Annotated in this window: 16 protein-coding genes; 7 read left to right on the top strand and 9 right to left on the bottom strand. The window is 70.2% G+C overall.

Annotation, left to right across the window (positions count from 1 at the left end):
• Positions 1–14: 14 nt before the first annotated feature.
• Positions 15–695 (bottom strand): response regulator transcription factor, encoded by a 681-nt coding sequence (locus H181DRAFT_RS21995; RefSeq protein ID WP_045862037.1) that lies wholly within the window; start codon positions 693–695, stop codon positions 15–17.
• A 391-nt stretch (positions 696–1,086) separates the two neighbouring features.
• On the opposite strand from H181DRAFT_RS21995, the gene H181DRAFT_RS21990 reads away from it, so the two are divergent.
• Positions 1,087–2,589, top strand: a complete 1,503-nt coding sequence (locus H181DRAFT_RS21990; RefSeq protein WP_045861898.1) for a peptide MFS transporter — start codon at positions 1,087–1,089, stop codon at positions 2,587–2,589.
• A 146-nt stretch (positions 2,590–2,735) separates the two neighbouring features.
• Positions 2,736–3,680 carry an alpha/beta hydrolase gene (locus tag H181DRAFT_RS21985; protein WP_139131741.1) on the top strand — a complete coding sequence of 315 codons (945 nt, stop codon included), beginning with the start codon at positions 2,736–2,738 and terminating at the stop codon, positions 3,678–3,680.
• Between the two features lie 204 nt (positions 3,681–3,884).
• On the opposite strand, the gene H181DRAFT_RS21980 is transcribed toward H181DRAFT_RS21985, so the two are convergent.
• Entirely contained in the window at positions 3,885–5,072 is a 1,188-nt protein-coding gene (locus H181DRAFT_RS21980) for an acyl-CoA dehydrogenase (RefSeq protein ID WP_302622652.1), read from the bottom strand.
• A 210-nt stretch (positions 5,073–5,282) separates the two neighbouring features.
• Here H181DRAFT_RS21980 and H181DRAFT_RS21975 point away from each other — a divergent pair, with 210 nt between their 5' ends.
• Complete coding sequence (locus H181DRAFT_RS21975; protein WP_045861896.1) at positions 5,283–6,635, top strand: UDP-glucose dehydrogenase family protein; 1,353 nt, start codon at positions 5,283–5,285, stop codon at positions 6,633–6,635.
• A gap of 64 nt (positions 6,636–6,699) precedes the next feature.
• Here the strand turns inward: H181DRAFT_RS21975 and H181DRAFT_RS21970 are convergent, their stop codons facing one another.
• Positions 6,700–7,254, bottom strand: coding sequence for a CGNR zinc finger domain-containing protein (locus H181DRAFT_RS21970; RefSeq protein ID WP_045861895.1), 555 nt, complete (start codon positions 7,252–7,254; stop codon positions 6,700–6,702).
• An 80-nt stretch (positions 7,255–7,334) separates the two neighbouring features.
• Between H181DRAFT_RS21970 and H181DRAFT_RS21965 the strand changes: the two genes are divergently transcribed.
• Positions 7,335–7,709 (top strand): VOC family protein, encoded by a 375-nt coding sequence (locus H181DRAFT_RS21965; protein WP_045861894.1) that lies wholly within the window; start codon positions 7,335–7,337, stop codon positions 7,707–7,709.
• 63 nt (positions 7,710–7,772) lie between these two features.
• On the opposite strand, the gene H181DRAFT_RS21960 is transcribed toward H181DRAFT_RS21965, so the two are convergent.
• A complete protein-coding gene (locus H181DRAFT_RS21960) occupies positions 7,773–8,984 on the bottom strand; it encodes an LCP family protein (protein ID WP_045861893.1) in 1,212 nt (403 codons plus the stop codon).
• 140 nt (positions 8,985–9,124) lie between these two features.
• On the opposite strand from H181DRAFT_RS21960, the gene H181DRAFT_RS21955 reads away from it, so the two are divergent.
• Positions 9,125–9,673, top strand: a complete 549-nt coding sequence (locus tag H181DRAFT_RS21955; protein ID WP_045861892.1) for an acyl-CoA thioesterase — start codon at positions 9,125–9,127, stop codon at positions 9,671–9,673.
• A 208-nt stretch (positions 9,674–9,881) separates the two neighbouring features.
• Here H181DRAFT_RS21955 and H181DRAFT_RS21950 read toward each other — a convergent pair whose 3' ends face one another.
• On the bottom strand, positions 9,882–11,354 hold the full coding sequence (locus H181DRAFT_RS21950; RefSeq protein ID WP_254666941.1) for an LCP family protein: 1,473 nt from the start codon (positions 11,352–11,354) through the stop codon (positions 9,882–9,884).
• A gap of 113 nt (positions 11,355–11,467) precedes the next feature.
• On the opposite strand from H181DRAFT_RS21950, the gene H181DRAFT_RS21945 reads away from it, so the two are divergent.
• Positions 11,468–12,502 (top strand): glycosyltransferase family 2 protein, encoded by a 1,035-nt coding sequence (locus H181DRAFT_RS21945; protein ID WP_074467988.1) that lies wholly within the window; start codon positions 11,468–11,470, stop codon positions 12,500–12,502.
• Positions 12,503–12,619: 117 nt separating this feature from the next.
• Here the strand turns inward: H181DRAFT_RS21945 and H181DRAFT_RS21940 are convergent, their stop codons facing one another.
• The 4 genes from H181DRAFT_RS21940 to H181DRAFT_RS21925 all read right to left on the bottom strand — a co-directional run bounded on the left by H181DRAFT_RS21940 (position 12,620) and on the right by H181DRAFT_RS21925 (position 18,505).
• Positions 12,620–14,146: an LCP family protein gene (locus tag H181DRAFT_RS21940; RefSeq protein WP_254666940.1), complete on the bottom strand. Its 1,527-nt coding sequence runs from the start codon at positions 14,144–14,146 to the stop codon at positions 12,620–12,622.
• A 209-nt stretch (positions 14,147–14,355) separates the two neighbouring features.
• Entirely contained in the window at positions 14,356–16,044 is a 1,689-nt protein-coding gene (locus H181DRAFT_RS21935) for an LCP family protein (protein WP_045861889.1), read from the bottom strand.
• Positions 16,045–16,168: 124 nt separating this feature from the next.
• Positions 16,169–17,374, bottom strand: coding sequence for an LCP family protein (locus H181DRAFT_RS21930; RefSeq protein WP_254666945.1), 1,206 nt, complete (start codon positions 17,372–17,374; stop codon positions 16,169–16,171).
• 375 nt (positions 17,375–17,749) lie between these two features.
• Positions 17,750–18,505, bottom strand: coding sequence for a TIGR03089 family protein (locus H181DRAFT_RS21925; RefSeq protein WP_045861888.1), 756 nt, complete (start codon positions 18,503–18,505; stop codon positions 17,750–17,752).
• Between the two features lie 142 nt (positions 18,506–18,647).
• Here H181DRAFT_RS21925 and H181DRAFT_RS21920 point away from each other — a divergent pair, with 142 nt between their 5' ends.
• The gene (locus H181DRAFT_RS21920; protein WP_045861887.1) at positions 18,648–20,117 is read left to right on the top strand and encodes a peptidoglycan recognition protein family protein; all 1,470 of its coding nucleotides are present in this window, start codon (positions 18,648–18,650) and stop codon (positions 20,115–20,117) included.
• Positions 20,118–20,382: the final 265 nt, after the last annotated feature.

The raw sequence follows: 20,382 nt of genomic DNA, 5'->3' as shown, positions 1-20,382 counted from the left end.
GCGCCTCTCCACGGTCAGCTCTTCTCGAAGCGGAAGCCCACGCCCCGCACGGTCGCGATGTAGCGGGGGTTGGCCGCGTCGTCGCCCAGCTTCTTGCGGAGCCAGGAGATGTGCATGTCGAGGGTCTTCGTGGAGGACCACCACGTCGTGTCCCACACCTCGCGCATGAGCTGGTCGCGCGTGACGACGCGTCCGGCGTCGCGCACCAGGACGCGCAGCAGGTCGAACTCCTTCGCCGTCAGCTGCAGTTCCTCCTCGCCCATCCACACGCGGTGCGACTCGACGTCGATGCGCACCCCGTGCGTGGCGGGCGGTACCACGGGCTCGACCGGTGCCCCGCGCCGGAGGAGGGCCCGGACGCGCGCGAGCAGCTCGGCGAGGCGGAACGGTTTCGTCACGTAGTCGTCCGCACCCGCGTCGAGGCCCACCACCGTGTCCACCTCGTCGGCGCGGGCCGTGAGGACGAGTACGGGGAAGGTGTGCCCTTCGGTGCGGAGCCGGCGGCAGACCTCCAGGCCGTCCATTCCGGGGAGGCCGAGGTCCAGCACGACGAGGTCGATCCCGTCGCGCAGCCCGGCGTCGAGTGCCGTGGGGCCGTCCTTGCGCACCTCGACCTCGTATCCCTCGCGGCGAAGCGCACGGGCGAGCGGCTCCGAGATCGAGGTGTCGTCCTCGGCGAGCAGTACACGGGTCATGAGCTGATGGTAGTCCTCGTCGCGATGCGTAAGGCCGGTCCCCGGCAACCGGTGCGGATCGTCGGAGATGCACACTCGTTACCTTCGATTTGGCCGAAACGATATGGGCGTCACCTGTGATCTGTGTCGCAACGCCTTCCGTTCGGGGGGTCACCGTGACGTATGGTGAGGGCCGCTTCCGGGTGCGTGCGTGCTGCACGTATCACCGTCGGCCCTGTTCAGGGCTTCTGTGCGCAGATGCCCGCCCGGCCGTCGCCGCGGCCGGACCGGCACGGCGGAGGCGGCCCGAGATCGGTCAATGACCCGTCGGCCGGGCCCGTTGCGTGATCTACGCGCGTTGCACGGGGGTGCACGGCTGGCAGGCACCATCCAACAGCGAGGAACCCCCCACATGGCCTCCACACTCTCCAAGGACGAACCGCAGGATCCACCCGCGGCCGAGGGCAGGACCTTCTTCGGCCACCCCCGCGGTCTCGCCACCCTCTTCATGACCGAGATGTGGGAGCGCTTCAGCTTCTACGGAATGCGCGCCCTGCTCGTCCTCTACCTGACGGCGGCGGTCTCCGAAGGCGGCATGGGAATGGCCTCGGCCACCGCCGTGGCCCTTTACTCCGTCTACAACGCCACCGTCTACCTCATGGCGATGCCGGGCGGCTGGCTCGGCGACCGCGTCTGGGGCCCCCGCAAGACGGTCGCGGTCTCGTCGTTCGTGATCATGATCGGCCACGGGCTGCTGGCCGTGGGCGTCGACGCCCTGTTCTTCGTCGGGCTGGTGTTCATCGGCGTCGGCTCCGGTCTGCTGAAGGCCAACATCTCGACGATGGTCGGCCACCTCTACCAGGGGCCCAACGACCCGCGCAGGGACGGCGGATTCACCGTCTTCTACATGGGGATCAACATCGGCGCCTTCGCCGCGCCGCTGCTGATCGGCTGGGCCGGCCAGAAGGTCAACTGGCACCTGGGCTTCGGCCTCGCCGCGCTCGGCATGGGGCTGGGCCTGATCCAGTTCCTCATCGGCACCCGGCACCTGCCGGCGCGTTCGAGCGTCGTCCCCTACCCGCTCAGCGGCGACGAGCGGACGAAGGCGATCCGCAACACGGTGCTGGCGGCCGTCGTGCTCGCGCTCTTCTACACCGCCGTCGTGCTCGCCGACGCCTTCACCATCGACTGGGTGCTGTGGCCGGTGAGCATCGCCGGACTGATCCTGCCCACGTGGTACTTCGTGCGCATGCGGCGCGACCGAGAGGTCACGGTCGAGGAGAAGAAGAAGCTCAGCGCCTACATCTGGTTCTTCGTCGCCGCCGCCATCTTCTGGATGATCTTCGACCAGTCCGGCTCCACGCTGACGCTGTTCGCCGAGAAGGAGACGTCCACGGACCTGTGGGGCATCGAGTTCCCGACCAGCTGGTTCCAGTCGGTCAACCCGCTGTGGGTGATGGCGATCGCCCCGGTGCTCGCCGCGCTCTGGGTGAAGCTGGGCAGCCGCAACCCCACCACCACGACGAAGTTCTCGATGGGTCTCATCGGCGTCGGTGCGTCCTTCGGCCTGATGATGCTGGCCATGGCCGCCGCCTCCGGTGAGACCAAGGTCAGCCCGCTCTGGCTGATCTTCGTCTACCTGCTCCAGACCCTCGCGGAGCTGTGCCTCTCGCCGGTCGGCCTGTCGGTGACGACGAAGCTGGCCCCGGCCAAGTACGCGAGCCAGCTGATGGGCGTGTGGTTCCTCGCCGTCACGGCGGGGGACTGCGTCTTCGCGATCGTCCAGCTGCTGATCGGCGACGCCGCCAGCGGCAAGACCGGGTTCGCGGTGCAGGGCGTCATCGCCGCGCTCGCCGGCGTGGTCTTCCTCGCCGCGCGCAACAAGATCCGGCCCCTGATGGGCGAGGTGAAGTAACCCGCGCGGCCCCGGCCGACCCGCGAGCGGCCCCCGGCTCCCAGGAGCCGGGGGCCGCCGTGCGTACGGGGCGGCGCGCCTCCGTAGCCCGTGTGGTCGCGGAGCGTGATGTTGCGGCCAGCGCCCGGTGCCCTGACGCTGAGGTGGTGCGCAGGCTCCCCCTCGCTGTCCTCGTCGGCCTGACGGTGCTGCTCTGCACGTCACCCGTGATGTACGCCGGCCCCGCGGCCGGCCGGGAGACGGAGCGCACCCACTCCTACGGCCCGCGGGCACGCCAGCAGCTGGTCGCCTACCGTGACCGGACGCCGCCCCCACGCGGCGAGGCGCTCCCCGGCGTGGTCGTCCTGCACGGCGGCTTCTGGTACCAGGACAGGTCCCGGGGCTGGGGCGCGTGGGCCCGGCGCATCGCCGGCGGGGGCGCCGTCGTCTTCGACGTCGACTACCGGCGCAGTGTGGACGCCCCCTGGCCGGCGCAGCGCCGTGACGTACTGCGCGCACTGCACTGGATCCGCCGGCACGCCGGGAGCCTCGGCGTCGACCCGCGCCGGCTGGTGCTTCTGGGATCGTCCGCGGGCGGGCAGCTGGCCACGAACGTGGCGGCCTACGGCGCCGGCCGCGAGCTGCTCGCGGGCGCAGTGGCCCTCTCGCCCGTCGTCGATCCGTACCGCGCCTGGCGGGACGGCGCGGCACGGGACGGCGGCACCGTCCGCCGCGGCGCCGCCGTCCTGCGCTCGAGCGCCGCCGTGCTCGCGGGCTGCGACCCGCGGCGCGGCTCCGGCACCGGACGGGCGGACTGCCTGCGCGTCTGGCGGGACATGTCCGCGGTGCACCACGCGACGGGCGGCGACGACGCCCCGATGCTGCTCGTCCACTCCCGGCGGGACTTCGTGCCGCCGGCGCACTCCGAGGCCCTGCGCGCGGCCGAGCGGCGGCGCGGCATGACGGCGGACGACATCCGCGTCGTGACGGTCCCCGGGTCGGAGCACGGCGGGGCGCTGATGCGCACGCCGGCCGTGGCCGAGCGGGTCCTCGGCTGGATCGCGGCCCGCACGGGCCCCCGTACGGAGCGGGGTGCGGCGCGGCCGCCGTGACGGCCGTGAGACGTCCGGGCGGCGCGTGCGCGGAAGCGGCCGGTCGTCCCTGAGCCTCGGAGAACGCGGGGACCGGGCGGGGCCAAGACGTGCGTGCGGCGCCCCGCAGAAACGCCGGAGGGGCGCTCCCGATCGAACGGGAGCGCCCCTCCGGGCACGGTCCGCACCGGGAGCCGCAGCTCGTGCGGCTCCGGCTCCGCCGGCCTACGGCAGATTGCGGGACATCACGATCCGCTGGACCTGGTTCGTGCCCTCGTAGATCTGCGTGATCTTCGCGTCGCGCATCATCCGCTCGACGGGGTAGTCGCGCGTGTAGCCGTAGCCGCCGAGCAGCTGGACGGCGTCCGTCGTGATCTCCATGGCCGCGTCCGAGGCGTAGCACTTGGCCGCCGCGCCGAAGAAGGTCAGGTCCTCGTCGCCGCCGCCGAGGGAGATGCGCTCGGACTTCGCCGCAGCCGCGTACGTCAGCTGGCGGGCGGCCTCCAGCTTCATCGCCATGTCGGCGAGCATGAACTGGACGCCCTGGAAGTCGCCGATCGGCTTGCCGAACTGCTTGCGCTCGGCGACGTACCCCTTGGCGTAGTCCAGAGCGCCCTGGGCGATGCCGAGGGCCTGGGCCGCGATGGTGATGCGGGTGTGGTCGAGGGTCTTCATCGCGGTGGCGAAGCCGGTGCCCTCCCCGCCCAGCATGCGATCGGCGGGGATGCGCACGTTGTCGAGGTACACCTCGCGCGTCGGGGAGCCCTTGATGCCGAGCTTCTTCTCGGGGGCGCCGAAGGAGACGCCCTCGTCGTCCTTCTCGACGACGAAGGCCGAGATGCCCTTCGTGCGCTTGTCCGGGTCGGTCACGGCCATGACCGTGTAGTAGTCGGAGACGCCGGCGTTGGTGATCCAGCGCTTCACGCCGTTGAGCACGTAGTGGTCGCCGTCCCGCACGGCCTTGGTCTTCATGCCGCCCGCGTCCGATCCGGCGTCCGGCTCGCTCAGGCAGTACGAGAACATCGCGTCGCCGCGTGCGAGCGGTGCGAGGTACTTCTTCTTCAGCTCCTCGCTGCCCGAGAGGATCACGGGCAGCGAACCGAGCTTGTTGACCGCCGGGATGAGGGAGGAGGACGCGCAGACGCGGGCGACCTCCTCGATCACGATGACGGTCGCGAGCGCGTCGGCTCCCGCGCCTCCGTACGCCTCGGGTACGTGCACGGCGTGCAGGTCGTTGGCCTCGAGCGCGTCCCGGGCCTCCTGCGGGAAGCGTCCCTCCTCGTCGACCTCCGCGGCGAAGGGGGCGATCTTCGCCTCGGAGAGGGCGCGCACCGAGTCCCTGAGCATGTCGTGCTCCTCGGACGGCCGGTAGAGGCCGAATTCGGCGGCCGCGCTTTTTCCCGATGGCGCCAAGGTGACTCACTCCTCTTCAGCTCTGCTTCGCTGGGCGGCGAGCGGAATACGTGTGGGAACTGTGGGACGGCTAACTACCGTTAAGTAACCGATTCTAGAGGTCACAGGCCTGACCGGGATACGTGAGGTTCGCGACAGGAAGCCCCCGATATGCTGCCCGGGCAGCGTTCTCGGAGCGTTCCAGACGTCGTCCTACAGGAGCACCCCCTCATGGCCAACAAGGCCCCGCTCAGGATCACAGTGATCGGCACCGGGTACCTCGGCGCCACCCACGCCGCCGCCATGGCCGAACTGGGCTTCGAGGTGCTCGGGCTGGACATCTCGCCGGAGAAGATCGCGCTGCTGGAGCGCGGCGAGACGCCGATGTACGAACCGGGTCTGGACGAACTGCTGCGCAGGCACGTGGCGGGGCACCCCGGCTCCAGCGGACGGCTCCGCTTCACGACCTCCTACGAGGAAGTGGGCGACTTCGGCGACGTCCACTTCGTCTGCGTCAACACCCCGCAGAAGCACGGCGAGTACGCGTGCGACATGTCCTACGTCGACAGCGCAGTCGACGCGCTCGCGGTCCATCTGAAGCGCCGTGCCCTGGTCGTGGGCAAGTCCACCGTGCCCGTGGGCAGCGCGCAGCGCCTGGCGGTACGGCTCGCGGAGCTGGCGCCGGCGGGTCAGGAGGCCGAACTGGCCTGGAACCCGGAGTTCCTGCGGGAGGGCTTCGCGGTGAAGGACACCCTCCACCCGGACCGCATCGTGGTGGGCGTCCGCAGCGAGAGCGCCGAGAAGACGCTGCGCGAGGTGTACGCGACGCCTCTCGCGGAGGGTTCGCCGTTCATCGTCACCGACTTCCCGACCGCCGAGCTGGTCAAGACGTCCGCCAACTCCTTCCTCGCGACGAAGATCTCCTTCATCAACGCGATGGCGGAGGTGTGCGAGGCCGCCGACGGCGATGTGGTGAAGCTGGCCGAGGCGATCGGCCACGACGACCGCATCGGCAAGAAGTTCCTGCGTTCCGGCATCGGCTTCGGCGGCGGCTGCCTGCCCAAGGACATCCGTGCCTTCATGGCGCGGGCGGGGGAGCTGGGCGCGTCCGAGGCGCTGACGTTCCTGCGCGAGGTCGACTCGATCAACATGCGGCGCAGGGCCCACATGGTCGAGCTGACGCGCGAGGCCGTCGGCGGCACGCTGCTGGGAACGCGCATCGGCGTGCTGGGCGCCACGTTCAAGCCGGACTCCGACGACGTACGGGACTCGCCCGCGCTGAACGTCGCCGGCCAACTGCACCTGCAGGGCGCGCAGGTGACGGTCTACGACCCCAAGGGCATGGACAACGCGCGGGCCATCTTCCCGACGCTTCGCTACGCGCCGAGCGCGCACGAGGCCGCGCGGGGCGCCGACGTCCTGCTGCATCTGACGGAGTGGCGCGAGTTCCAGGAGCTGGACCCGGCGGCGCTGGGAGAGGTCGTCGCGGTACGGCGCGTGCTGGACGGACGGAACACCCTCGACCCGGCGCTGTGGCGCAAGGAGAACTGGCACTTCCGCGCGCTGGGACGTCCCACGGCCTGACCGGCCGCTCCGGCCCGGGGGCACTGCCCGTCCCGCTGCTTCGCCGGCCCCCGCCGTGCCCGGTTCAGGCGCGGCGCTTCGCCCTGTACGTACGCATCTTCGCCCTGCTGCCGCACACCGCCATCGTGCACCAGCGGCCGCGGCCGGCCGGGCTGCGGTCGTAGAACACCCACAGGCAGTCGTGTGCCTCGCAGGCCTTGAGCCGCCGCCACGAGCCGTCCGCCTCGGCGGTGGCGATGCCCGCGGCGATCTCGGCGGTCAGCGCGGCGACTCCCGACAGGCCCTCGGCGGGGACCAGCCGTGCGCGGCCCGCTTCGTCCAGCGTCACCACGAGGGGGGCGGCGGCGAGCAGCCGTGCCAGCCTGGCCGCCTCCTCCTGCGGAATGTCCGTCCCGGTGTGCGCCAGGCAGGCCGCCCGCAGGGACTCCCTCAGTTCGCGGATCGCGCGCAGGCCCGCGTCTCCGGTCTCCTCCAGCCCGAGGTCCCGCAGCCCGTGGCGCTCCGCGAACTCCGCGACGCCGTCCGGGTCGGCCAGCGAGTCTTCGCCCGTCTCGACGTCGAGGGTGTTCGCGAGCTCTTGCACCAGGACGAGTGTCGTCGGGGCTGAACGGTCCGTCACGCTTGCCAGATTACCGACAGGGGGCCATCATCTGGTAACCGAAGAGTGTTACCGGATCACGGCACTAAGGGGTAACCACCATGGCGATCGCCACGATGCACTCGGTAGTTCTCGACTGCCCGGACCCGAGAAGGCTCGCCGAGTTCTACGCGCAGGTGCTCGGGGGCAAGGTCGAACCCGGCGACGACAGCGACTGGGTGGACGTCACCGGCCCCGACGGGCACAAGCTCGCCTTCCAGGAGTCCCCGGGGTTCGTTCCGCCGCAGTGGCCCAGCCTGGAGCGGCCCCAGCAGCTGCACCTGGATCTGACCGTCCCCAGGGAGCGCATGGACCAGGCGGAACAGGAGGTCATCGCACTGGGTGCCCGGCTGGTCCAGGGGGACGACGGCGGGAAGCGAGGCTTCCGCGTCTACCTGGATCCTGCCGGGCACCCGTTCTGTCTGTGCGTCGCGTAGGCCGGATCCCGACCGGCCGCCCACCGCAGCCCACCGCCGGTGGCCGTGCGGTGGGCCGGCGGCTCAGCGGTCCGACGTGACCGTGACCGTCTCGTCGTTCTTCAGCTGCTGCATCAGCTTCTGGACCTTCGCCTTGTCCCACTGGAGCGAACCGGCGGGGGCGGGACCCGAGATCGGCATGTTCATGCGCTTGCCCTCGCCGCCGGAGACGTCCTTCATCGCGAAGAACATGGAGCCCAGGTTCCACAGGCTCATGTCCTCGTCGACGATCAGCGTGTCCAGGCCGGCACCCAGTGTCGGGTACAGCTTGAACGGGTTGAGGACCGTCGAGGGGGTCGCCGTCTGGCTGGCCAGCGCGGCCAGGAACTTCTGCTGGTTCTTGGTGCGCCCGAGGTCGCTGTCCCCGGTGCCCGCGTGGCGGTTGCGGACGAAGGAGAGGGCCTGCTTGCCGTCCAGGGTCTGCTTGCCCTTCTTGAAGTCGGCCCCGGAGTTCTTGTCCTTGATGTCCTGCGGGATGTTCATCTCCACGCCGCCGACCGAGTCGACGATCTTCGCGAAGCCGCCGAAGCCGATCTCCGCGTAGTGGTCGATCTTCAGGCCGGTGTTGTGCTCCACCGTGCGCACCAGCAGCGGGGCGCCGTCCTGCGAGTAGGCGGCGTTGAGCTTCGTCTGCTGGGTGTTGTTGAACTGCTTGCCCGACTCGGAGCCCTTGAACGGCGGGATCTCGACCCAGGAGTCACGCGGCAGCGAGATCAGCGTCGGGGCGCCGCTCCCGACGTGCAGGATCATCATCGAGTCGGTGCGCTTGCCCGCTGCCGAACCCGTGTGGAGGTCCTTCTTCTCCTGCGCGGAGAGGCCTTCCCGGCTGTCGGAACCGACGATCAGGTAATTGGTGCCGTCCCCGGCCTCGGGCCGGTCCTGGACGATGCTGAGGTCGACCTCGCGCTTCAGCTTCGAGTTCGCCCAGAAGTACGTGCCGACCGACCACACCAGCAGCACGACGACCAGCGATATGACCACCGTCTTGAAGCGCACACGCCGGCGCCGGGGCGGCTCGTCGTACGGGGCGTAGCCGTCGCCGCCGCCACCGCCGTACACCTGCCCCGTGTTGTATCCGGAGTCGTAGTCGCTGTAGCCGTCCTCGTAGTAGCCCGGCTGTCTCCCGTAACCGGCGTCGTGGCCACCCCTCGCCTGGGGCGGCACGCCACCGTGGGCTCGCGGGCTGCCGTACCTGTCGCGGGAACCGTCGTTCCATCCACCGGGCCACTCATTCATGGACGGCAGTCTGCCTTGAGCCGCCCGGGTGAACACAGAGCGGGTACCGCATCGGACCGAGGCTGTAGCCGATCTGATGCAAAACGTTCCACGAGGGTGCCCGGGACTCCGGTACCGCACCGGCACTTAGGGTGGAGGCCATGACCGACCAGGCCCACGCGGAGCCGGGCGCCCTGCCGGGCAAGCCCACCGCCGTCTCCCGGACCACGCTGTCCCACATCATGTCGGGCAACGAGACCAACCTCCTCGGCACCGTCCACGGCGGCGTGATCATGAAGCTGGTGGACGACGCGGCCGGAGCGGTCGCGGGCCGGCACTCAGAGGGGCCCGCGGTGACGGCCTCGATGGACGAGATGGTCTTCCTGGAGCCGGTGCGCGTGGGCGACCTCGTCCATGTGAAGGCCCAGGTGAACTGGACGGGCCGGTCGTCGATGGAGGTCGGCGTGCGGGTGCTTGCCGAGCGCTGGAACGAGTCGACGCCCGCGAGCCACGTCGGCAGCGCCTACCTCGTCTTCGCCGCGGTCGACGAGGACGGCAGGCCGCGCCCCGTCCCGCAGGTGGTTCCGGAGGCCGAGCAGGACAAGAGGCGCTACCAGGAGGCCCAGATCCGGCGCACGCACCGTCTGGCGCGGCGCCGCGAGATCAAGGAGCTGCGCGCCCGCAGGCGGACCGAGGAGTCCGAGGGCTAGGGCACGTCGTTTGGATCTTCGCGGGCTCGCGACGCCCAGCACGCCCATCTGCTGCGTTGTCGGAGTCGCCCGAGTACGCCCAGTACGAGGACGATCCTCCGCCTGCCATCTGGACGCACCGGGCGCCGCTCGCTGATCCACGAAGATCCAAACGACGCACCCTAGGTGTTCTGTCCATGGAGCGGCGTGCGGGGCCCCCGGCACGCGCTCAGGAGCAGGAGGCCTTCTCGTCGCCCTTGACCGCGTCGCCCGCGGGCCGGGACGGTTCGGCACTCGGGGCGGACGACTCGACGCGTACCCGCCGCACGGTGTGGTGCTTCTCTCCCACCGTGACCCGCATCACGGGCCCGCGCCCGGCGTCCTCGACGAGCTTCGCGCCGGGCAGCGCCTTCGCCAGCGTCTTCGCCGAGCGGTCCCAGCGCGGGTCGTAGGCGATCCTCGTACGCGAGACGTCGTTGCTGGCAGCCGAGGTCGGCGTTCCCGTCGTGTCGAAACCGGTGCTGCCGAGTCCCTTCTCGACCTCGCGTGCGAGTCCCGCGCGCCCGGTGCCGTTCTCCACCTGCACGCGGATGCTGGACGGAGGGATGCGCACCGTGGCGGGGCGGTCCGCCTTTCCGGCCTGGTGCGAGTCGCCGTCGGCGCGCTCCGTCCTGCGGGGCTTCTGCTCCGTGAGGGGCCGGTCCGCGCGCAGCGCGTCGAAGAGCCTCTTGGCCTTGCGCTCGTCCCACTTCACGGTCGACCCCAGCTTCGGCACGGTGAAGTCGGAGTCCTCGACGGGGACCGAGGCGAACTCGGACGACTCGGCGGTGAAGCGCCGCATGGCCCGGCCCAGTTCGAGCATCTGCTCCGTGCCCAGGCCGTCGTCCGCGCGTACGGACTGAAGGACCGCCGAGGAGACCTTCCTCAGTTTCACGGGGTTCATCAGCACGCCGCTGTCCGTCGCCTTCTCGATGACGGAGGCGAGGAAGCGCTGCTGGCGCTTCATCCGGCTCAGGTCCGAGCCGTCGCCGAGATGCCGGGCCCGCACGTACTGCAGGGCGCGGCCGCCGTCGAGGTTCGTCCGGCCCGCGGGCAGGTCCAGGCCGGAGTGGCTGTCCTTGAGCGCCTCGTCGGTGCACACGGGCACTCCGCCCAGGACGTCGACGGTGCGCATGAAGCTGGTGAAGTCGACTTCCAGGTAGTGGTCGATGTGGATGCCCGTCATCGCTTCGACCGTGCTGACCGTCAGATGCGCCCCGCCGTGCGCGTACGCGGAGTTGAGCTTCGCGGGAACGGCCGCGTGCCGCTTGCCGGTCCCGGCGTCCGTGTGGGCCGGCAGCTTCGTGTACGAGTCGCGGGGGAGGCTGACGACGCTGGCGCGGTCGTGGTCGGCGGAGAGATGCACCAGCATCAGGGTGTCCGTGCAGTCGCACGGGGCGCCTCCGAGGCGGTACTTCTGCCGCTGCTCGTGCGAGAGCTTGTCGCGTCTGTCGGTGCCCACGACGAGGAAGTTGACGCCTCCGGTGTCGCGGGGGCGGTCGGTCAGGCCGTGGAAGGGGTCGAGCCGGTTCACGTCCGCGTTGAGCCCGCTGACCATGACGTGGCCCACGCCGCTCGCTCCCAGCACCAGTACGGACAGCGCTGTGGCGAGGCGCACACCCCAGCGGGGCCTTCGGCCGTCTTTGTGTGCATCCGCGCGCATCGCCATACCGTAGGGGGATACGATCGGCGGCTCCCGGCCACACGCCGCTCCGCGGTTCCGCGGCACTCTCCTGGCGTGCGGGGGCGTACGCCCGTTCGCGGTAACGTGAACGCGTGACTGATAGGACTTCCTCGACGAGCGCGGAGCTGCCGGCCGTCTCGGTGATCATGCCGGTCCTCAACGAGGAACGGCATCTCCGCAGCTCCGTGAAGCACATCCTCCAGCAGGACTACGACGGCGAGCTGGAGGTCGTCATCGCCCTCGGCCCCTCCACGGACCGCACGGACGAGATCGCGGCGGAACTCGTGCGTCAGGACCCGAGGGTGCACACGGTTCCCAACCCCACGGGCCGTACGCCCGCGGCGCTGAACGCCGCCATCAAGGCGTCCGGACATCCGGTCGTGGTGCGCGTGGACGGCCACGGCATGCTCTCGCCGGGGTACATCTCCACGGCCGTGCGGCTCCTCGGGGAGACCGGCGCGGCCAACGTCGGCGGGATCATGCACGCCGAGGGTGAGAACGACTGGGAGCGCGCCGTCGCCGCGGCGATGACGTCGAAGATCGGCGTGGGCAACGCCGCGTTCCACACGGGCGGGCAGGCCGGCGAGGCGGAGACCGTCTACCTGGGCGTCTTCCGGCGCTCGGTGCTGGAGCAACAGGGCGGCTACAACGAGGAGTTCATCCGGGCCCAGGACTGGGAGCTGAACTTCCGCATCCGCGGGGCGGGCGGCCGGATCTGGTTCTCGCCCGAGCTGAAGGTGACGTACCGTCCGCGGCCGAACGTGCGGGCGCTGGCCAAGCAGTACAAGAACTACGGGCGTTGGCGCCACGTCGTCGCGCGTTACCACGCCGGGTCGATCAACCTGCGCTACCTCGCGGCGCCGGTCGCGCTGAGCGCGATCGCGGTGGGTACCGGCCTCGGGCTGGCCGGGTTCCCCTGGGGCTTCCTCGTGCCGGCCGGCTATCTGGCGGCGATCACCGCCGGTTCGCTGCCCGCGGGCAAGGGGCTGCCGCTGCGCAGCCGGGTGCAGATCCCCGTCGCGCTGGCCACGATGCACATGTCGTGGGGCTGGGGGTTCCTGACGAGCCCGCGGAAGCTCGCCCGCAAGGTCATCGCCTCCCGCCGGGAGCCCGTGCCGGCCCAGTGAGCCGCTGGGGCCGTACAGCGACGTAAGGGGCAGCCACCCAGGTGGCTGCCCCTTACTCGTCGGACGGTCCGCTCGCCGCTCGCTCGCCCCGGGAACGGGGGCTGGGCCTGGCAGGCGTCACCACACGTACGACGGATTGACCTCCATGCAGGCCTTGTCGTTGTCGCCGCGCAGCGCGTCCGCGCTGTCGGGCGCCTTGTTCTCCTTCTTGCCGCCCGAGCCGCCGGCGTCCTCCGGGTACGTCGTACCGTCGCGCCAGTCGCCGCCGATGACCAGCGTCACCTGCTCCACTCCGCTGGAGTGCTTCACGGCGCTCTCGGGCAGGCCGAGCGCTTCGGCGACCGCCAGCGCGTCCCCGCGGTTCTTCTCCAGCGGGTAGCTGACCGTGGTGTCCGCCTGGGACCGGGGCGTCTGGTCGGCGGTGGCCTGGGCGAATCCCTCGCGGCCGAGCTGCTCGGAGATCACTCCCGCCCGTCCGGACACGGGCGCCTGCAGGGCGCTGCCGGTGCCGTTCATGACGCGGACGGGGATCTGCGACTTGGGGGCCGAAGGCTTGCTGGGCGGCGGCGACTTCGGCTTCTGCTTCTTCTTGTCCTTGCCGTCCAGGGCGATGTCGTTGCGGACGAGCGAGAACGTGTCGTCCGCGTCGCCCGGCTTGGGCACCACGTAGCCGCCCGGCGCGTACTTCCAGGGCATCGTGGCCATGGTGATGCGCTTCGTCGGCACCCGCTTGAGGTCGTTGCCGAGGTCGTAGAGCTTCTTGACGGTGCCGAGGCCCTCGTCCACCGTGAGCGCCTTCGTCGCCGCCTCGGCGAGGCCGCGCATCTTGCCGGGGTCGGTGAGCTTCGTGCCGGCCTTGAGCTGGCGGACCATCGAGTTCATGTACATGTGCTGGGCGCGGGCGCGGCCGATGTCGGACCCGTCGCCGAAGCCGTGGCGGGTACGCAGCCAGTGCAGGGCCTGCTCGCCCTTGACCACCGACTTGCCCTTCTTCAGGCGGAGTTTGGACTGCGGGTCGTACACGTTCTTGTCGACGCAGACCGGGACGCCGCCCACCGCGTCGGCCATCGAGACCACGCCGGCGAAGTCGATCATCATGAAGTGGTCGATCGGGATGCCCGTCAGCTCTTCCCACGTGGCGACGGTGCAGCCCGGGCCGCCGTGCTGGAGGCTGCTGTTGATCTTGTCGGTGGTCTCCTGGTACACGTCCCCGCTGTCCGGGTCGGTGCACTTGGGGATCGTCGCCTTGGTGTCGCGGGGCACCGAGATCACCGACATGTTGCTGCGGTCCGCCGAGACGTGCAGCAGCATCTGGACGTCCGCGAGCGGGGGGCGGTCACGGTCGCCGCGGGCCCCGCCGAGTTCGACGTTCTCCTTCGACGACCTGGAGTCCGAGCCCAGCAGCAGGATGTTCATGGGGGTCTGCCCGGCGGCGTTGGGGTCGCTCTTGTCGAGCCTGTTGTCGCCGAGGTTCAGCAGGTCCTTGCTGAGGTTGCCGTTCAGGTGCTCGTAGTAGAAGTAGCCCGCGCCCGCGGTCGCAAGTATCAGAAGCGACAGGCAGATGCTGAACCAGCGCAGCACCCGTCTCTTCTTGCGTGGCTGACGGATCTCTCCGTCGTCGAAACCGTCGGAGTCCATCTTCATGCCGCCTGTCTGTACGTGCCCCTGTCGCTGTCGCGGCAGGCGGCCTCCCTCGTACGAAGCCTCGTCCCACCTGCGGTCACGCTCCACGGACGCGCCGTCGTACATCTCCCGGCCGCCTCGGGTGCCGTTCTGCCGCACGGGACCTCCCCGTTTCCGTTCCCACGCGGTGTGCGCCCCCCGGGCCCTGGCGGGGGCCCGGGGTCTCTACGTCACTTCGCGCAGATGTTCTTGTCGTTCGCCTTGACGTTCTGCACGCCGTCCGGCGCCTTCTCGGGCGCGGAGACGGGTTCGCCCGCCTTGGTGAAGTCCTTGCCCAGCGTCAGCTGCATCGCCTTGCCGACGCTCGAACTCTCCTTCAGGGCCGACTTCGGCAGGCCCATCATGTCCGCGACGGTGGCCGCCTGGCCCGCCTGGTCAGGGGCGAACTCCAGCCGGGTCTTTGACAGTTGCGAAGGGGCGTTGCCGGCGTTGGTCGAGAGCCCCACGCCCTTCTGGTTCTGCATCCAGTCCACCGTCTCCTGGGCCGCGCCCACCGGGCCGCCGCCGTTGCGCACGTCCACGCGGACCTGCGACGCCGGGACCTTCTTCGCCTTCGACGGCTCCTTCCCCTTGGAGCCCTTGCCCGTCTTCGTCAGCGACTTGTCCGCCTGCACCATCTTGAAGAGCGGGTTCGCCTTGGCCTCGTCGAGTATGACCGTGGCCGCGTCGTCAGGGTTGTCCACGACCGGGACCGTGGCGAAGGTGATGTTCTTGGGCTCCACCCGCTGCAGGTCCTTGGCGAGGTCGGTCAGCTTCCCGACGCTGCCGATGCCCGTGTCGACGGTCAGCGCCTTGGTCGCGGCGTTGGCCAGCGCGAAGAGCTTCGAGGGGTTGGTCAGCGTCCCCCCGGACTTCATCTTCCGGATCATCGAACTGAGGAACTGCTGCTGCAGTTCGATCCGGCTCAGGTCGCTGCCGAAGCCGACGGACTTGCGGGTCCGTACGAAGGCGAGGGCCTGTTCGCCCTTGACGACGTGCCTGCCCGCCTTGAGGTTGAGGTGCGACTTGGGGTCGTTGATGTCCTTCGCCGCACAGACCTCGACGCCGCCGACGGCGGTCGACAGCTCCTTGACCGCGTTGAAGTCGGCCATCATGAAGTGGTTGATCTTGACGCCCGTCATCTTCTCGACGGTGCGCCAAGTGCAGCCCGGGTCGCGGCCGGACTGGCCGAGGCTGGTGTTGAACCGCACTTGCCGCTGCCCGGGGACGGTCTTCGTCGAACCGTCCTTCTGCTTCGTCGGGCAGTCCGGAATGTCTGTGATCATGTCGCGCGGAATGGAGAGCGCGGTGGCGTTGGTGCGGTCCTCGGACACATGGAAGAGGAACGTGGTGTCGGCGTGGCCGACGCTGGCGGCGTCGCCGTATCCGCCGTTGCCCTTGCCCTTACGGGAGTCGGTGCCGAGGACGAGTATGTTCACCGGCCCGTCGGTCACCGCGGCGTTGTCCTGGCCGACGTCGACCTTGTTGATGTTGCCGTTGAAATGGCTGTACAGGAAGTATCCGGCGGTTCCACCCGCGACCAGTATCAATCCCAGGCTTCCCGCGCTCCAGCGCAGGACCTTCTGCTTCCTGGACAGGGCGGGCTTGCGCTTGCGGCGGCCTCCCGCCGCGGCGCGGTTCCCGGCAGGCGCGGGGGGCTCCGCGCGGCCGCGGCGGCGCTGCGGGGGGACGTGCGCCTCCTCCCCGCGGGCGGGACTGCTTCTCTGACGTGGCGCGGTTGGGCGGCTGCTGCCGTACTGACTCCGGGAGTCGTCGGCAACGGGGTTCAGCCGCAGCGTGTAGCTGCCGGTGTCCGGGTCGAACACCCACTGATCCGCGGGATCGACATCTCCCGCGTGCCCACGGCCTTGCGCGTTCACGGTTGCGTAAGTCCTCCATTAGCCGCCTGGCATCGCCCTGACGGGTCGAACCGAAGCGGCCACACTATCCGCCCGGTTCGCTGTGGAGCGACGGCGGTGACGAATTCCATGAACTCGTAACTGGTCAATTCACCCTATTCTCAGCGCTGTCGCCGGTGCAGATGTCGTGTGCTGCTGTGGTCCCCCGGTAGACCGGCGGACCTTCGCCCTTCCCGTCGTCTTCCGCACGGGTGCGCGGTGCGGTCTCAGTCCGCACCGATGATCTGACGGAACTGCTCTGCGCATGGTTCCTCGCAGGACCTTCGGTCCGTCCGGAGGGTGCGGGAGCTGCGCGATCGGTCCTGCTCCCGCCGTCGCTGACCTGCACAGGGCGGTCCTCGCGGAGCTGGGCGAAGAGCTGCGCGGCCGCCGGCTGGACCAGTTCGTCGCGATTGCGGTCCCGGGAGTACGACTGCCGGGGAACCGTCAGAAAGCGCACCTGGTCCTCGGGGATATCCCTTGCGCCGCGCGCGAGTTCGTACAGTTCACCGAGTGAATCCAGGCCCTGGTCCGCGGTGAGTGCGGAGGTCGCCGAGTGCACGACCGGATAGAGCTTTGCCGGATTCAGCAGTACACCGTTGCTGCGCACTTTCTTCACGAGGGATCCGAGGAACTGCTGCTGCCGGTGCATGCGGTCGGTGTCGCTGCCGTTTCCCAGCCCGTGCCTCGCCCGGACGAAGCCCAGGGCGTCCTCGCCGCCCAGCGTCTGGCGCCCGGCGGGCAGATCGAGCTTGGCGTCCCGGTCCCGGACGGCCCCGGGGAGACACACGTCGACGCCCCCGACCGTGTCGACGAGCGATTTGAAGCCTGCGAAGTCGACCACGAGGTGATGGTCCACGCGTACGCCGGTCAGCTGCTCGACCGTACGGATAGTGCACGCGGCCCCGCCGAACTGGAACGCCCAGTTGAACTGTCCGAACTGCGGCTTGGTGTGGGAGCCGTCCGCCTGGCGGCAGGCGGGCAGATCCACCATCAGATCGCGGGGGAGCGAGACTCCCGTCGCGCTGTGCCGGTCGGCGGAGAGGTGCAGCAGGATCGCGGTGTCCGCGCGGGAGCTGCCTTCGTCGTGCCCGTAGGCGCTGTTGCTGCCCTTCCTGCTGTCCGAGCCGAGCAGCAGGATGTTCTTCGCCTCACCGGCAGGCGCCGCGGGGCGCTCTGCGGCGTAGCGCTTGAGTTCCTTCGCGGTGCCGACGTCGGTGCGGATGTTGCCGTCGAGCCTCTCGTAGAGGGCCCAGCCGGCCCCGGCCACGCCCAGCACGGAGAGGGAGGCGCTCAGTGCCACCCAGCGCAGCCATCGGCGGCGGGAGCGGGGGGCGGAGCGTGCGGGGGTTCGGGGGAAGGAAGCGGGGGAGGGCCGGCGGGGGTTCCGGGGGACGGGCCCGGCGGTGCGTCCGGAGTCTGTCGAAGCTGCTGTCTTCGCGGTGGCCGCGGTGCTGTTCTCGGTCGCTCTGTCCTCGTCTGGGCCGGGGTCGGTCACGTCTGCGTCATCCCTCGGGTATCGGCGGCGCGTGCAGGGAGGCGTACAGGCGTGCGGGCGCCCCGTCACGTAGGGAGACACCCGAAGCCTGTGCAGAGTTGTACGCAAAGCTGATGATCGCGTTCTCCCCTGATCGTTGCTGATCACAGCCGATAAGGAAGAACAGGAGCGCCGAGGGCGGCAGACCGTTCAGTCGACGGTGTGGGTGACGCGCTCCTCCTCGCTCCGGCGCCGGAGCGTCGCGTCGTCGAGTCGGGCCGTGTTGCGGCAGAGGACGACGGAGCCACCCGCCGCGAGTGGAGCAAGGAGGCCGGCGCTCAGTCCCTCCCAGCCGTCGAACGGACGAGTCGACAGCAGCCGGGACCCCTGCGACAGGCCCGTCGCGGCGGCGTCCTCCTCCGCCCGCTGCACGGCCTGCTGCCCTGTCAGTTCCTCCGTCTGCCCGACGACGAGGAAGGGGGCGCCGGGATCCACGGGGACGTACGGCATGAACTGATCGCCCTGCCCGGGAACCTCGGCCGCGTAGTCGATGAAACCCTCGGGCGTCTCCGGGAAGCGCGCGCCGAGCGGGCGGAGGCTGAGTGCGACCCGCTCGCCGGGGCACGCACGGGCGGCGTCGAGGGTGTCCGGGCCGCTGACTGCGAGCGCGGCCGCCGACGGGTCGCCTTGCAGGTCGACGACGACTCCCGTGGCGGAGGCGGCGACCAGCCAGACGGCTGTCTGCCAGTGCGCCGGCATCAGCAGGGCCAGCCGGTCGCCGGGCTCGGCGGCGAGATCGTCCTGCAAGAGGTTCGCCGTCTTGGACACCCAATTGGCGAACGTCGCCACCGAGAGTTCGACGCGTTCACCTGTCGCGTCGTCGTAGTAGGTCACCAGGGGGCGGCCCGGGTCCGCCGCGAGGGCGGAGTTCAGCAGGCCGGCGACGGTACGTACGGGAGCACTCACCCGGCAAGCGTACGTGTGGCGTTCCGGGTGCGACTGCGGGGGAGCGGAGCACGCACACCACGGGCCAGACGTCGGACACAGCGTCAGTAGCCGAACACTGTCCGAATAGACAGATTTGTAGGCATATGTGCACGATCACACCATGCGTGCACTACTTGTCACATCGATCGGAGCCGCGTGTGCGGGAGCCCTGCTGCTGCTTCCGCTGTCGCCCACCGAATCCGCCGACTCCACGCTGCCCGGCGGCCGCGCCGACCCCGCGGAGGACGCAGTTCCTCCGGCCGGGAAGGCGCGGGCCGATTCCGGAACGGGAGTACCGGGCAGCACGCAGTCGCTGCCGCTCGGCACTCCCTCCGACAGCACCCGCTCGGGCGACAAGCTCCTCTCCGCATGGGAGGACGACCCCTCAGGAGGACGCCGCGTCGCCTCCCGCAACGTGAAGCCCTTCTCCCTGGTGGGGGTGGTCTGGAAGGACGCCGCCGCCGAACCGCGCGGACAGCTCCAGGTGCAGACGAGAGCGTCCGGCAACGGCAGATGGTCGGCCTGGCGCTCGCTGGACACCCACGGCGGCCACAGTCCGGAGGCAAGCTCGAAGAGGTCCTCCGGGCGCCGGGCCCTCGGCTCGACGGCACCGCTCTGGGTCGGGAACTCCGACGCGGTACGCGTACGGATCGTGCCGCACAAGTCCCCGACGAGAGCGAGCGGACAGTCGCACGGGCAGGAAGGCGGCAAGGCCGAACTGCCCGGAGGCGCCCGCCTGGAACTCGTCGATCCCGGGCCGGACACTCCGTCGTCCGGTACCGGGAGCCGTGATCCGAAAGAGCGCCGTGACCCCGGCCCCGGCGCGGGCCGGGACGGTGGCGAGGCGAACGGCGAGACCGCGGAGAGCCCGGAGAAGCGTCCCGGGGGCGTGCTGCCTGCCATGACCTCCGCCCAGACGCGGGCGACCTACGGCGACGATGCCGCCAAGGCGACGCCGTCGCGGAGCGACCGGCCCGCGGACGCCCGCATCGGGCCCCGTCCGGACATCGTCACCCGCAAGGGATGGGGCGCGGACGAAAGCATGAGGGAGAAGGAGTTCAGCTACAGCAAGACCGTCAAGGCCGCCTTCGTCCACCACTCGGCCGAGACGAACGACTACACCTGCGACCAGGCCCCGGCGATCATCCGCGGAATCTACCGCTACCACGTCAAGAGCAGCGGCTGGCGCGACCTCGGATACAACTTCCTCGTCGACAAGTGCGGAAAGATCTACGAGGGGCGCGCCGGAGGCATGGCACGACCGGTGATGGGTGCCCACACCTTCGGGTTCAACGCGGATACGACCGGCATCGCGGTCCTGGGCACGTACACGAAGGAGTCGGCGCCCAAGGCGGTCACCGAGGCCCTGGCCAAGCTCAGCGCCTGGAAGCTCGGCGTCCACGGGGTCGACGCCCGGGGCAAGGTGACGCTCACCTCCGGCGGTGGCACCAAGCACACGAAGGGGACGAAGGTCTCCTTCAACGCCGTCTCCGGTCACCGGGACGGCTACGTGACGGAGTGTCCGGGCGAACGGCTCTACGGCGAGCTGCCCGCCGTACGGCAACAAGCCGGACGGCTCCAGGGCCGCTGAGCGGGAGGCGGCACGGACAGCGCGCGGTAGGGACAAAAGGGCGGCACGAACAGTGCGCGGTACGAACAGAGCAACGGGCAGTGATCGTGCGAGTTGACCGGCGCCTCTGTCCGCTGCACGCGCAGTTCAACGTCCTGACGCCTTGTCGGTTCCGCATCCGCACGCCATGCCCGGCTGCCGCGCCGCTCCTCCGCACGGCGCGGCAGCCGCACGTCCGGGGGCACGCCCAGGCAGTGTGTCCCCCTGCATAAACTGGCCGCCGACC

The organism is Streptomyces sp. WMMB 714 (assembly GCF_900090125.1).
In the GTDB taxonomy this organism is placed as follows: Bacteria; Actinomycetota; Actinomycetes; order Streptomycetales; family Streptomycetaceae; genus Streptomyces; species Streptomyces daqingensis.
Note: the sequence above shows the minus strand (reverse complement) of the source record. Positions and strands in the feature narration are given on the sequence as shown.

Bases quoted from the DNA above. Each gene is read 5' to 3' on its own strand.
- H181DRAFT_RS21955 (WP_045861892.1), top strand. From the start codon at position 9,125: ATGACCGACCAGGCCCACGCGGAGCCGGGCGCCCTGCCGGGCAAGCCC.
- H181DRAFT_RS21965 (WP_045861894.1), top strand. From the start codon at position 7,335: ATGGCGATCGCCACGATGCACTCGGTAGTTCTCGACTGCCCGGACCCG.
- H181DRAFT_RS21950 (WP_254666941.1), bottom strand. From the start codon at position 11,354: ATGCGCGCGGATGCACACAAAGACGGCCGAAGGCCCCGCTGGGGTGTG.
- H181DRAFT_RS21975 (WP_045861896.1), top strand. From the start codon at position 5,283: ATGGCCAACAAGGCCCCGCTCAGGATCACAGTGATCGGCACCGGGTAC.
- H181DRAFT_RS21920 (WP_045861887.1), top strand. From the start codon at position 18,648: ATGCGTGCACTACTTGTCACATCGATCGGAGCCGCGTGTGCGGGAGCC.
- H181DRAFT_RS21960 (WP_045861893.1), bottom strand. From the start codon at position 8,984: ATGAATGAGTGGCCCGGTGGATGGAACGACGGTTCCCGCGACAGGTAC.
- H181DRAFT_RS21990 (WP_045861898.1), top strand. From the start codon at position 1,087: ATGGCCTCCACACTCTCCAAGGACGAACCGCAGGATCCACCCGCGGCC.
- H181DRAFT_RS21995 (WP_045862037.1), bottom strand. From the start codon at position 695: ATGACCCGTGTACTGCTCGCCGAGGACGACACCTCGATCTCGGAGCCG.
- H181DRAFT_RS21940 (WP_254666940.1), bottom strand. From the start codon at position 14,146: ATGAAGATGGACTCCGACGGTTTCGACGACGGAGAGATCCGTCAGCCA.